Here is a 12550-nt window from a genome sequence, read left to right as displayed (position 1 = left end):
CCACATGGCCACACCGAACGGGCCAGGCAGGAGGACCGAGGTGAAACTGCTCGTCACCGGCGGCGCCGGCTTCATCGGCAGCGTGGTGACCCGGATGCTGCTCGACGCGGGTCACCAGGTCGTCGTCCTGGACGATCTACGGACCGGTCACCGGGAAGCCCTCGCCCCCGACGCCACATTCGTCGAGGCAGGCATCCACGACGCGGCGCGGGTGCTCACCCCAGAGGCCGGCTTCGACGGCGTGTTGCACTTCGCCGCGCTGATCGCCGCCGGTGAGTCGATGGTCGCCCCGGAGCGGTACTGGCACAACAACACAGTCGGATCGCTGGCCCTGCTCGACGCGGTCCGCGCCGCCGGCGTACCCCGGCTGGTCTTCTCCTCCACCGCCGCCGTCTACGGCAACCCGGTCGAGCTGCCCATCGTCGAGACCGCCATCAAGGCCCCCACCAACACGTACGGGGCGACCAAACTCGCCGTCGACATGGCGCTCACCTCCGAGGCGATCGGGCACGGCCTGGCCGCCGTCTCGCTGCGCTACTTCAACGTCGCCGGGGCGTACCTCGACGGTGACACCGCCCTCGGCGAACGCCACGACCCGGAGACCCACCTCATCCCGATCGCGCTGGAGGTGGCCGCCGACCGGCGGGACAAGCTGCAACTGTTCGGCGACGACTACCCCACGATCGACGGCACCTGCGTACGCGACTACATCCACGTCGCCGACCTGGCCCGGGCCCACCTGCTCGCCCTCGGCGCGGCCGTCCCCGGGCAGCACCGCATCTACAACCTCGGCAACGGCAACGGCTTCACCAACCGGCAGGTGGTCGAGGTGGTCCGCGAGGTCACCGGCCATCCCGTTCCGGTCGAGATGGCGCCCCGCCGCGAAGGTGACCCGGCCGAGTTGGTCGCCTCCGCCGCGCTGGCCCGCGCCGAACTCGGCTGGGAGCCGCAGAAGCCGACCCTGCACGACATGATCACCGACGCCTGGGCCTTCTACCGCACGCACCGACTGGCCCAACCGTGACCGTCGCCGACCGCGCCGCTGCCGGCTTCCACCAGGTGTACGCCCAGCCGCCCGCCGGCCGCTGGGCGGCTCCCGGACGGGTCAACCTGATCGGCGAGCACACCGACTACAACGACGGCTTCGTGCTGCCCTTCGCGCTCCCCCTGCGAACCGTCGCCGCCGCCGCGCCGCAGCCCGGCGAGACCTGGACGGTCTGGTCCGAGCTGACCGGCGAGACGGTCGACTTCGGTGCCGCCGAGGTGACCGGCGCCGGCCGGGTCACCGGCTGGGCCGGCTACGTGGCGGGCATCGTCTGGGCGCTGCGCGAGGCCGGTTACCAGGTGCCCGGCGCCCGACTGGCGATCGCCTCCGACGTGCCGCTCGGCGCCGGCCTGTCCTCCTCCGCCGCGCTGGAGGCCGCCGTGCTCGCCGCCCTGGTCGACCTCGGTGGCCTCGACCTGCCCGCCGAGGCCCAGCCCCGGCTGGCCCAGCGCGCCGAGAACCACTACGTCGGCGCACCCACCGGAATCATGGACCAGTCGGCGGCGATCCGCTGCCGCGCCGGGCACGCACTGTTCCTCGACTGCCGCACCGAACAGGTGGAACACATCCCGTTCGACCTGAACGCCGCAGGTCTCGCCATCCTCGTGATCGACAGCAACGCCCCGCACCGCCACGTCGACGGCGAGTACGCGGCCCGCCGCAACAGCTGCGAGAAGGCCGCCGCCCTGCTCGACGTACCCGCGCTGCGGGACGTCCCGACCGACGGCCTCGACGACACGCTGGCCCGACTCCCCGACGACGAGACCCGCCGCCGGGTCCGACACGTGGTCACCGAGAACCAGCGGGTGCGCGACACCGTCGAGCTGCTGCGCGCCCGACAGATCCAGCAGATCGGCCCGCTGCTCGTCGCCTCACACACCTCCATGCGCGACGACTTCGCCATCACCGTTCCCGAGGTCGACACCGCCGTCGAGGCAGCCCTCGCCGCCGGGGCACTCGGTGCCCGGATGACCGGTGGCGGCTTCGGTGGCTGCGTACTCGCCCTGGTCGAAGCCGACCACTCCGACACGGTCGCGAACGCCGTCACCGGCGCGTACGCCCGACGGGGGTTCACCGCCCCCACCCACACCACCGTCACCCCCGCCACCGGCGCCACCCGCCTCGACTGACCCGCTCCCGCCCTCGCTTGCTCAAGCCCCGCTGCACGCTGCCCACGCCCAACGCCCCGCGCGCTGCGCGCTCGGAAGCCACTCGATCCCAGATCGAGCACGATCTCAGTGTGAAATGCCGGCAGGAGCGCGGATGCGATCGGCGTGGTGCGCCCCGACTCGCCCGCGCCGCGCGCCTTGAATGGCGCGGAACCTTCGAGTGCCGGGCACACGCCGCCCGGAACGCTGAGGCAACCGCACTCTGGACGCTGGAACGCACGCCCACGCACCTTCGCCAACTCCGGGAAGACATCCGCTCCCCTGGGTACGGCGCGGCCCGGAAGCAGGCCCGTGGTCCCGGTCGCTGGCGTGCGGGCACGGAAGCCAGGGCGCGCTGAGCCCTGCGCCGACACCCCCGCGATCAGGCCGAGGCCTGCGCACAGCTTACGAGTTCGGTCACCGCACCTCCCGCGCATCGGGCGCGTGATGCAGGTAAGCAGTCGCGCGAGCCAGAAGCAGGCGCGCGGACCGGAAGCAGGCCAGTGTGTCCGGAAGCGGGTGCGTGGCCCGGAGGCGGGTGTGGCCCGCGCGGCACGGATGCGGCGCGGGCCGTCACGACGAGTCGGGTTGACGAGGGAGGTTGGGCAGGGTCAGGGGGCAGCGGGGCCGGCCGGAGGTGCCGGCCGGCGCGGCTCAGCCGGCTTCGACGATCATGCCGGCACCGACCGTGCGGTTGGTGCTCTCGTCGATGATGACGAAGCCGCCGGTGGTGCGGTTGCGACGGTACTCGTCGGCGAGCAGCGGGACGGTGGTCCGCAGGCGGACCCGACCGATCTCGTTGAGCCGCAGCTCGCTCGCCGACTCGTCCCGGTGCAGCGAGTTGATGTCCAGGCGGTAGTGCAGGCCACGGACGATCGCCCGGGCCGCACGGGTGGTGTGCTTGATCGCGTACTTGCCGCCGACCTGCAACGGACGGGTCTCGTCCATCCAGCAGACCATCGCCTCGATGTCCTGCGCGACTGCGGGCGCGTTGTTCGGACGACAGATCATGTCGCCCCGGGAGATGTCGATCTCGTCTTCCAGCCGTACCGTCACCGACATCGGCGGGAACGCCTCCGCGACCGGGCCGTCGGCGGTCTCCACCGACGAGATCCGGCTGGTGAAGCCGGACGGCAGCACCATCACCTCGTCGCCCGGCTTGAGCACGCCGGAGGCCACCTGACCGGCGTAACCCCGGTAGTCGGTGACCGTGGTCGACTGCGGGCGGATGACGTACTGCACCGGGAAGCGGACGTCGACCAGGTTCCGGTCGCTGGCGATGTGCACCCGCTCCAGGTGGTGCAGCAGCGCCGGGCCTTCGTACCAGGGCATGCTCTCCGAGCGGGTGACGATGTTGTCACCCTTGAGCGCGGAGATCGGCACCACGGTCAGGTCCGGCACGTCCAGCTTCGCCGCGAACGCGGTGAACTCGTCGGCGATCCGGTCGAAGACCTCCTGCGAGTAGTCGACCAGATCCATCTTGTTCACGCAGAGCACCAGGTGCGGCACCCGCAGCAGGGAGCAGAGGAAGGCGTGCCGGCGCGACTGCTCCACCAGGCCCTTACGGGCGTCCACCAGGATCAACGCCAGGTCGGCGGTGGAGGCGCCGGTGACCATGTTCCGGGTGTACTGGATGTGCCCGGGGGTGTCGGCGATGATGAACTTGCGCCGCGGCGTGGCGAAGTAGCGGTACGCCACGTCGATGGTGATGCCCTGCTCCCGCTCGGCCCGCAGACCGTCGGTGAGCAACGCCAGGTTTGTGTACTCGTCGCCCCGGGCCGCGCTGACCGCCTCCACCGCGGCCAACTGGTCGGTGAACAGCGACTTGGTGTCGTACAGCAGCCGACCGATCAGGGTCGACTTGCCGTCGTCCACACTGCCGGCCGTGGCGAACCGCAGCAGATCCATCGGGCGGGCCTCCGCCACGGCGCGGGTCGGGTCCGCCGCGTCGCCCGGCGCGAGCGTCTCGGTGGTCATCAGAAGTAGCCCTCTCGCTTGCGGTCCTCCATCGCGGCCTCACTGACCCGGTCGTCACCCCGGGTGGCCCCGCGCTCGGTGATCCGGGTCGCGGCGACCTCCTCGATGACCTTCTCGACGGTGTCCGCGTCCGAGCGGACCGCCGCCGTGCAGGAGGCGTCGCCGACCGTCCGGTACCGCACCCGGGCCTTGAACCGGTCCTCGCCGGCACGGGCCGGCAGGAACTCGTTTACCGCGTAGAGCATCCCGTCGCGCTCGACCACCTCACGCTCGTGCGCGTAGTAGATCGACGGAAGCTCGATCCGCTCCCGGGCGATGTAGTGCCACACGTCCAGCTCGGTCCAGTTGGACAGCGGGAACACCCGGATCGACTCGCCCGGGTGGTGCCGCCCGTTGTAAAGCGACCACAGCTCCGGTCGCTGGTTCTTCGGGTCCCACTGGCCGAACTCGTCGCGGAAGCTGAACACCCGCTCCTTGGCGCGGGCCTTCTCCTCGTCCCGGCGAGCCCCGCCGAAGAGCGCGTCGAAGCGGTGCTTCTCCACCGCGTCCAGCAGCACCGGCGTCTGGATCCGGTTACGCATCCCGTCCGCGGACTCCCGGACCAGCCCGCTGGCCAGGGCCTCCGGCACGCTGGCCACCACCAGTTGCAGGCCCAGCTCGGCGACCCGACGGTCGCGGTAGTCCAGCACCTCGGGGAAGTTGTGGCCGGTGTCCACGTGCATCACCGGGAACGGGATCTGCGCCGGGGCGAACGCCTTCTGCGCCAGCCGGAGCATGACGATCGAGTCCTTGCCGCCGGAGAAGAGCAGCACCGGTCGCTCCATCTCGGCGACCACCTCACGCATCACGAAGATGCTCTCCGCCTCCAAGGCGTCGAGGTGGGTGACCTGGTAGGCCGCGGTCGCGGTCATGACACCGACTCGATTCGCTCGCTCATCCGCTTTCCAGACCTTTCCGGTCGGGGATGTCAGAAAGTAGCGCCAGGCTACCCGCCATGCCGGCGCAGCGCTGCAAGTAACCGGCTGGCGAGATCCTTGCGGCACACCAACAAGTCAGGCAGACGGGGGTCCGCCTCGTTGTATTTCAGCGCAGAACCGTCGATCCGGGAAGCGTGCAGCCCGGTGGCCGTCGCCACAGCCACCGGCGCCGCCGAATCCCACTCGTACTGCCCGCCCGCGTGGATGTACGCGTCCACCTCACCGGTCACCACCGCGGCGATCTTCGCGCCGGCCGATCCCATCGGCACCAACTGCGCCCCGACCTCCTCGGCCAGGTCGGTCAGGAACGCCGGCGGCCGGCTCCGACTGGCCGCCAGGCGCAACCGGCCCGCACCACCGACCGACACCGACGGGTACGCGGGCGGCTGGTCCGTCGCCAACACCCGCTGCTGTGCCGGCAACCCGACAGCACCCGCGACCAGACCGTGGGACGCCGAGGCGTCCCGCGCCCACAGCGCCACGTGCACCGCCCAGTCCGTACGCCCCTGCTCGCTGAATTCCCGCGTACCGTCCAACGGGTCGATGATCCACACCCGGTCGGCGGTCAACCGGGACCCGACCCCCGCCTCGCCCTGCGCCGCGGACGCCTGACGGGAACCCTCGTCCTCCTCGGAGAGAACCGCGTCACCCGGACGCCACCTCGCCAACTCGGCCCGGATCAGATCATGCGAGACCTTGTCCCCGGCCGCCTTCAACGCGGCGGGATCGTCGAACCCCAACTCGGCCCGCAGGCCCACCAGCGCCTCACCCGCCCGGGCCGCCAACCAGCGGGCGAACTCCCCGTCGACCATCGGAGGACTGCTGCTCATGCCCCGCGCTCCCGTCGCAATCCGTCTACGCCGAGCAGCCGCCCCGCTCGGCCGCAAACCCGCACCCTATCGACCAGCCGCCCGGCCGGCCGTCCTCAGGTGCCGTGGTACAGATTCTGCGTCGGCTCCACACCCCGGATGATCACCGACTCCACCACATCGGCGGCCCGGTCCACCAGGAAGTCCAACTCCTTGCGCTCCGCCGCGCCGAAATCCGACAGCACGTAATCCGCCGGATCCTGCCGCCCCGGCGGACGACCGATGCCGAACCGCACCCGCACATAGTCCTTTGTGGCAAGCGACTTGGACATCGAGCGCAGCCCGTTGTGCCCGCCCTCACCACCGCCGAACTTCACCCGCACCTGGCCGTACTCGATGTCCAACTCGTCGTGCACCGCGACCACCTGAGTCGCCGGCACCTTGAAGAACTGCGCCAGGCTGGCCACCGGGCCACCCGAAAGGTTCATGTACGTCAACGGCTTGAGCAGCACCAGCTTCGGCCCGCCGAAACCCAGCCGCGCCTCGGCCACATCCGCCATCGCCCGCTTGTACCGGCCGAACTTCACACCCAACCGGTCAGCCAGCAGATCGGCCACCATGAACCCGACATTGTGCCGGTTGCCCGCGTACTCCCGACCCGGATTGCCCAGCCCGACCACCAGCCACGGCCCGGTCTCGTCCGTCACCGCCCGTCCCCTCCGTCATCGTCGCCGCCCCGTTGGCGGGGGGCCACCCGATACGCCGACAGGCGCCCCCGGAACCCCGGGGACGCCTGTCGCACAGCCTACGAACCGATCAGGCCTCGGTCTTGGCCTCGGCGGTCTCCTCGCCACCCGCAGCCGCCGGCTCACCGGCCTCGGCACCCTCGGACGACTCGGCACCCTCCTCGCCGACCCCGGCCTCGACCTCGGCCTCGGCCACCTCGACCTCGGGCAGCGTCGCCTCGAGCTGCTCGGCGGTCGGCGCGGCGGTCACCGTGGCGACCGTCTGCTCCGGGTCACCGGCCAGCTCCACACCCGCCGGCAGCTCGACGTCCGCGGCGGTGACCTGGACGCCCGGCTCGGCACCCTCGATCGAGGCCTCCAGGTGATCCGGCACCTTGGTCGCCTCGGCGGTCACCGACAGCGTGTCGTGGTCGTGCACGATCAGGGTGTCCTTCGCGGCCTCACCGGTCAGCTCGACCGGCACCTCGACGGTGACCTTCTCGCCCCGACGCACCAGCAAGAGGTCGACGTGCTCGAAGGTGTCCTTGATCGGGTCACGCTGAATCGCCTTCGGCAACGCCAGCGCCTGGGTGCCGTCACTCACCTCGATCGCGAAGAGCTGGTTCGCGCCGCCCTTGCGGATCGCCGCCGCGAACTCACGCGCCGGCAACGCGATGTGCTTGGGCTTCTCGCCATGCCCGTACAGCACGGCGGGCACCTTGCCGGCCCGGCGGGTACGACGGGCACCACCCTTGCCGAACTCGGTACGGGGCTCGGCGCTGATCTTTACCTCGGACACGGGAAAACTCCTGATGCTTCGCTGCGGCAGCTTGTCGTCTGGCGGTGCTGGGCGGGGGGCTCGCAGGGGCTCATGCGTCAGAAGACTGCCCGGAGCACCGCGTCGATCACGGTGCCTCCGTGCGGCGCTTCTCAGCGGCCCGCAGGGCACCCTCGCCGTGGCAACCGCACCAGTCTACCCGAGCGGAATCCCGAAGTTCCGGCAGTCCCCGTACCACCGCCACCGACCGACCCGCAGCCCTTTTCCGCAGGCATCGGTCCAGGATGAATCCGGACGAGTCGACCGACCCGTCCGGATCCCGTCGATCAGCTCAGACCACCGAACAGGGTGGTCACCGAACCGTCGTCGAACACCTCGCGGATGGCCCGCGCCAGCAGCGGCGCGATGGACAGCACGGTCAGCTTGTCGAGCTGCTTCTCCGGCGGCAACGGCAACGTGTTGGTCACCACCACCTCGCTGATCGGGCTGTTCTTCAACCGCTCCGTCGCCGGGTCGGAAAGCAACGCGTGGGTGGACGCCACGATCACATCCGCCGCACCGGACTCCTTCAGGATGTCCGCCGCCTTGCAGATCGTGCCGCCGGTGTCGATCATGTCGTCGACGATCAGGCAGACCCGACCCTCGACCTCACCGACCACCCGGTTCGCCACCACCTGATTCGGCTTCAACGGATCCCGGGTCTTGTGGATGAACGCCAGCGGGCAGCCGCCCAACCGGTCGGTCCACCGCTCGGCCACCCGTACCCGACCCGAATCCGGGGCGACCACCGTCATCGGCCGCCCCGCGTACCTGCGCTCCACGTACTCGGCCAGGATGTCCATCGCGAAGAGGTGATCCACCGGCCCGTCGAAGAACCCCTGGATCTGCGCGGTGTGCAGATCCACGGTGAGGATCCGGTTGGCCCCCGCCGTCTTCAACAGGTCGGCCACCAGCCGCGCCGAGATCGGCTCCCGGCCACGGTGCTTCTTGTCCTGCCGCGAGTACGGATAGAACGGCAGAACCACGGTGATGCGCTTGGCGGAACCCCGCTTCAACGCGTCCACCATGATCAGGGTCTCCATGACCCACGTGTTCACCCCATGCGTGACGGACTGCACCACGAAGGCGTCCGAACCACGCACCGAGTCCTTGAACCGTACGAAAATCTCGCCATTGGCGAATTCGTACGCGTCGGCCGGCGTCGGCGCGACGCCGAGCACCTCGCCGATCTCCTTGGCCAGCTCCGGAAAGCCACGTCCGGAAAAGAGCATCAGGCTCTTGCGGTTTTCGGCGACGATGCTGCCCATGGGCCCGTCTGCTCCCGTATTTGGTCGGTGGTACCCGGCCTGGAGGTGGTAGCTGGCCGGGGACTATTCGGTTGCAGTATCTCCCGCCTCGGTCGCCGCGCCCACCGACTCGGCAGTGCCGTGGATTGCCTCACCTTCACTTGCGGCCGGCACCTGGGACGATCCACCCTGCAACGCCCGCTCGGCCGCCTGCGCCGACACCGTTCCCGGCCGCTTACGCGCCACCCACCCCTCGATGTTGCGCTGCGGCGCCCGGGTCACCCCGAGGGCACCCGGCGGCACATCCGTGCTGATCGCGCTCCCCGCCGCCACGTACGCCCCCGCACCCACCTCGACCGGCGCGATCAGATTCGTGTCACAGCCCACGAACGCGCCCTCGCCGACCACGGTGCGGCTCTTGTTGACCCCGTCGTAGTTCACGAAGATCGTTGCCGCGCCGATGTTCGCCCGCGCCCCGATCGTCGCGTCACCCACGTACGACAGGTGCGGCACCTTGGCACCCGCACCCAACTCGGAGTTCTTCACCTCGACGAACGTGCCGACCTTCGACTTCTCCGCCAACCGGGCGTCCGGCCGCAGATAGGCGTACGGCCCGACGCTGGCCCCCGGGCCGACCTCCGCACCGATCGCGTGGCTACGCAGCACCGTCGCACCGGGGTGCACCACCGTGTCGATCAACGTCACGTCCGGGCCGACCACCGCGCCACTACCCACCACCGAACGGCCGCGCAGCTGGGTGTTCTGGTCCACCACCGCGTCCCGGTCCAGCGCCACCGTCACGTCGATCCAGGTCGTGGCCGGGTCGAGCAGGCTCACCCCGGCACGCATCCAGCGCTCGTTCACCCGGTCCCGCAGCAGCCGCCGCAGCCCCGCCAGCTCCACCCGGTCGTTGCAGCCGAGCGTCTCGGTGTGGTCGCCGGCCAGGTGCACCGCCACCGGCTCCCCGGCCGAGCCCAGCAGCCCAAAGACGTCGGTCAGGTACTCCTCGCCCTGGTCGTTGTCGGTGGACAGCTTGCCCAGCACGTCCCGCAGGCGGGCCGCGTCGAACGCGTAGATCCCGGCGTTGATCTCCCGGATCGCCAGCTGGTCCGCGGTGGCGTCGCGCTGCTCGACGATCTGCTCCAGCCGGCCCGCCGCGTCACGCACGATCCGACCCAGCCCGGTCGGATCCGGCACCTCGGCGGCCAGCACCGTTGCCGCCGCCCGCTCGCCCTCGTGCGCCGCCACCAGCGCGGCGACCGTCTCCGGACGCAGCAGCGGCACGTCACCGTTGAGGACGACCACCGTGCCGGTGGCCTCCGGCGCCGCCTCCAACGCGATCCGCACCGCGTGCCCGGTGCCGAGCTGCTCGGCCTGGTGCACCGCGACGGCCTCCGGCGCCACCTCGGCCAGGCGTGCCCGGACCTGATCCGCGCCGTGCCCCACCACCACCATCGTCCGCTGTGCCGCCAGCGGCTCGGCGGCGCTCAGCACATGCCCGAGCAGGGTGCGACCCAGCAGGGGATGCAACACCTTGGGCAGGGAGGACTTCATCCGTTTGCCCTCACCGGCGGCGAGCACGACGACGGTACGGAGGTGGGGCTCGGGCACGACGTGGCTCCCGTCGGACGCGGACAGTCTCGCGGCCATGCTAACCAGACAATCAGCCGCGGATCAGCAGAAGCTCCCGGGAGAGGATTCGAACCCCTACAATCAGGACCAAAACCTGACGTCCTGCCATTAGACGACCCGGGAAGGCCTGGAACGGACAAAGGTGGAGTCCGCCGGACCCCTACACCTTAGCGCCCCGCGTCGGTGACACCATCGCTCATCCCCTTCATGATCCCCTCTATTTTCCAGTAGAGCCGCCGCGACCGGGGCACCTCGATGCTCAGGCAGCCCCGATAAGTCTCACCCGTGTTCATCCGTACGGTTTTCGGCTGATGTCGCTTCAACGACGTGCGCTGGAAGTCTTCCGGTGCCACCCCGACCTGCTCCGCCCACCACCTGACCGCCTTCTCAACGTCGGCGTTCTCGTGAATCGACACCCGGTAACGCAGCGCAGCACGGCGTTCGCCGAGTGCCTCCACGAACCGCAGGAACAGACCGACGAGCGCTGGATCGCTGTTGACGAAGCGAACCCGGCAGTCGTGTTGCCGCCATGGTTTGGCCTTGCTGCCCTCGGCCCAGTAGAGCGCCGCCCCCACCAGCACCACCTCGCGATACCGCAGGCCCTTGACCCAGGCGGCAGTCGCCGCGATCGTCGCCGCCCGTGCCGAATCCCGCGCCTCACGATGCGCCCCCCACTGCGCGTCGGTCATGGTCTTGGAGTGGGCTCGGCGGCGTTGCTGTTCCTGCTCCGGGTCGCGGTGCAGCGGAAGGTGGCGCACCCAGAGGTACGCCGTCGACCTGCTGACGCCCAGCCGCTGCGCGATCTCCGGGACGGAGTGCCCCGTCGAGCGCAGCGCGACCGCCTCGGCCCGCAGGTCGTCCCTGGCGTTGGGGCGTCGGGTCCGCTCCGGCGGCGGCACACCGCGCAGCAGCTCGTACACCCGGTTGCGACCGAGGCCGGTGCGGGCCCGGATCTCGCGGACGGAGAGGTGTTCCTCGGTGCGCAGGCGGCGCACCTCGTCGCCGTGCGGGTCGGTCATGCGACGCAGGTTAGGACCGGTGTACGACAACTTCGTCATCGATTCGCTTCGCTGTCTGATGCGATCTACCGGACCCTTAAGTTACGGTGACGTAGCCGTAGATTCGCATTACCGCTGTGTGAGGTGCCATGTCCACCGCCCTACTCGATCCCGGCCCGAAACCACTCACTCAGGGTGCCCAGTCACGCGGAATCCTCGTCGCGCTGTGGGCTTTCGTGGTGATCCCGTTCGCCGCACTTGTCGCCGCCGTGCCGGTGGCCTGGGGTGGCTGGCTCAGTTGGGTCGACGTGGGCGTCGCCGCGTTCTGGTACGTGGTGTCCGGTCTGGGCATCACTGTGGGCTACCACCGTTACTTCACCCACGGCTCGTTCAAGGCGAAGCGGTGGCTGCGGGTGGGCCTGGCCGTTTCCGGCTCGCTCGCCGTGCAGGGCGACATCATCCAGTGGGTGGCGGATCACCGTCGCCACCACGCGTTCTCCGATCTGGAGGGTGACCCGCACTCCCCGTGGCGGTTCGGTCCCACCCTCTGGGGCCTGACCAAGGGGCTGTTCCACGCGCACGTCGGTTGGCTGTTCGGTCGTGAACTGTCCAACCGGGAGCGTTTCGCCCCGGATCTGCTCAACGATCGGGACATCCGGCGGGTGAGCGGGCTCTTCCCCGTACTCGTGATCGTCTCGGTGCTCGGCCCGGCGTTGATGGGTGGGCTGCTGACCTGGTCGTGGCAGGGTGCGTTGACCGCGTTGTTCTGGGGTGGCCTGGTTCGCATCTCGCTGCTGCACCACGTCACCTGGTCGATCAACTCGGTGTGTCACGTGTACGGCGAGCGGCCGTTCATGATGCGTCACGGCGATCGGGCGTCGAACTTCTGGCCGTTGGCGCTTGTGTCGTTCGGCGAGAGCTGGCACAACCTGCATCACGCCGACCCGACGAGTGCCCGGCACGGGGTTCTGCGGGGTCAGATCGACATTTCGGCCCGGGTGATCTGGCTGTTCGAGAAGGTCGGCGCGGCGTGGGACGTGCGCTGGCCGAAGCCGGAACGCCTCGCGGCGAAACGGGTCAAGCCGACGGACCAGGCGGCTTGACGAGGAAGTCGACAGTCCACCGGCAAGTTACCTGGCAGTATGTTCGGGATGACCGGGCAAGAGACAGGCAGC

Annotated in this window: 11 protein-coding genes and 1 tRNA gene; 3 read left to right on the top strand and 9 right to left on the bottom strand. The window is 70.0% G+C overall.

Annotated features, from left to right (window positions below):
• Positions 1-4: 4 nt before the first annotated feature.
• Together galE and galK are read left to right on the top strand one after the other, a co-directional pair.
• Positions 5-1024, top strand: coding sequence for a UDP-glucose 4-epimerase GalE (gene galE, locus Vgi01_RS03010; protein ID WP_199743872.1), 1020 nt, complete (start codon positions 5-7; stop codon positions 1022-1024).
• Complete coding sequence (gene galK / locus Vgi01_RS03005; RefSeq protein ID WP_102658845.1) at positions 1021-2175, top strand: galactokinase; 1155 nt, start codon at positions 1021-1023, stop codon at positions 2173-2175. The genes galE and galK overlap by 4 nt, the downstream gene beginning before the upstream one ends.
• 672 nt (positions 2176-2847) lie before the next feature.
• Here the strand turns inward: galK and cysN are convergent.
• The 9 genes from cysN to Vgi01_RS02960 form a co-directional block, all read right to left on the bottom strand.
• Positions 2848-4170 carry a sulfate adenylyltransferase subunit CysN gene (cysN, locus tag Vgi01_RS03000; protein ID WP_102658844.1) on the bottom strand — a complete coding sequence of 441 codons (1323 nt, stop codon included), beginning with the start codon at positions 4168-4170 and terminating at the stop codon, positions 2848-2850.
• Positions 4170-5081, bottom strand: a complete 912-nt coding sequence (gene cysD, locus Vgi01_RS02995; protein WP_102658843.1) for a sulfate adenylyltransferase subunit CysD — start codon at positions 5079-5081, stop codon at positions 4170-4172. Before cysD ends, cysN begins: the two co-directional genes overlap by 1 nt.
• A 74-nt stretch (positions 5082-5155) precedes the next feature.
• The gene (locus Vgi01_RS02990) at positions 5156-5959 is read right to left on the bottom strand and encodes an inositol monophosphatase family protein (RefSeq protein WP_126711919.1); all 804 of its coding nucleotides are present in this window, start codon (positions 5957-5959) and stop codon (positions 5156-5158) included.
• A 113-nt stretch (positions 5960-6072) separates the two neighbouring features.
• Positions 6073-6663 carry an aminoacyl-tRNA hydrolase gene (gene pth / locus Vgi01_RS02985; RefSeq protein WP_204290068.1) on the bottom strand — a complete coding sequence of 197 codons (591 nt, stop codon included), beginning with the start codon at positions 6661-6663 and terminating at the stop codon, positions 6073-6075.
• Positions 6664-6772: 109 nt separating this feature from the next.
• Positions 6773-7480: a 50S ribosomal protein L25/general stress protein Ctc gene (locus tag Vgi01_RS02980; RefSeq protein ID WP_204290067.1), complete on the bottom strand. Its 708-nt coding sequence runs from the start codon at positions 7478-7480 to the stop codon at positions 6773-6775.
• A gap of 305 nt (positions 7481-7785) precedes the next feature.
• Positions 7786-8766, bottom strand: coding sequence for a ribose-phosphate diphosphokinase (locus Vgi01_RS02975; protein ID WP_013731491.1), 981 nt, complete (start codon positions 8764-8766; stop codon positions 7786-7788).
• A 63-nt stretch (positions 8767-8829) separates the two neighbouring features.
• Complete coding sequence (glmU, locus tag Vgi01_RS02970; protein WP_373306841.1) at positions 8830-10356, bottom strand: bifunctional UDP-N-acetylglucosamine diphosphorylase/glucosamine-1-phosphate N-acetyltransferase GlmU; 1527 nt, start codon at positions 10354-10356, stop codon at positions 8830-8832.
• Between the two features lie 73 nt (positions 10357-10429).
• A tRNA-Gln gene (locus Vgi01_RS02965) sits at positions 10430-10500 on the bottom strand.
• Positions 10501-10544: 44 nt separating this feature from the next.
• Positions 10545-11396, bottom strand: coding sequence for a helix-turn-helix domain-containing protein (locus Vgi01_RS02960; protein ID WP_204290065.1), 852 nt, complete (start codon positions 11394-11396; stop codon positions 10545-10547).
• A 128-nt stretch (positions 11397-11524) separates the two neighbouring features.
• Between Vgi01_RS02960 and Vgi01_RS02955 the strand changes: the two genes are divergently transcribed.
• On the top strand, positions 11525-12478 hold the full coding sequence (locus Vgi01_RS02955) for an acyl-CoA desaturase (protein ID WP_204290064.1): 954 nt from the start codon (positions 11525-11527) through the stop codon (positions 12476-12478).
• Positions 12479-12550: the final 72 nt, after the last annotated feature.

The organism is Micromonospora gifhornensis (genome assembly GCF_016863515.1).
Classification (GTDB): domain Bacteria; phylum Actinomycetota; class Actinomycetes; order Mycobacteriales; family Micromonosporaceae; genus Micromonospora; species Micromonospora gifhornensis.
This window is presented reverse-complemented; position numbering and strand designations above follow the sequence as displayed.

Coding starts and splice junctions, on each gene's coding strand:
- galE (WP_199743872.1), top strand. CDS start 5: ATGGCCACACCGAACGGGCCAGGCAGGAGGACCGAGGTGAAACTGCTC.
- cysN (WP_102658844.1), bottom strand. CDS start 4,170: ATGACCACCGAGACGCTCGCGCCGGGCGACGCGGCGGACCCGACCCGC.
- cysD (WP_102658843.1), bottom strand. CDS start 5,081: ATGACCGCGACCGCGGCCTACCAGGTCACCCACCTCGACGCCTTGGAG.
- Vgi01_RS02990 (WP_126711919.1), bottom strand. CDS start 5,959: ATGGTCGACGGGGAGTTCGCCCGCTGGTTGGCGGCCCGGGCGGGTGAG.
- Vgi01_RS02975 (WP_013731491.1), bottom strand. CDS start 8,766: ATGGGCAGCATCGTCGCCGAAAACCGCAAGAGCCTGATGCTCTTTTCC.
- Vgi01_RS02960 (WP_204290065.1), bottom strand. CDS start 11,396: ATGACCGACCCGCACGGCGACGAGGTGCGCCGCCTGCGCACCGAGGAA.
- Vgi01_RS02955 (WP_204290064.1), top strand. CDS start 11,525: ATGTCCACCGCCCTACTCGATCCCGGCCCGAAACCACTCACTCAGGGT.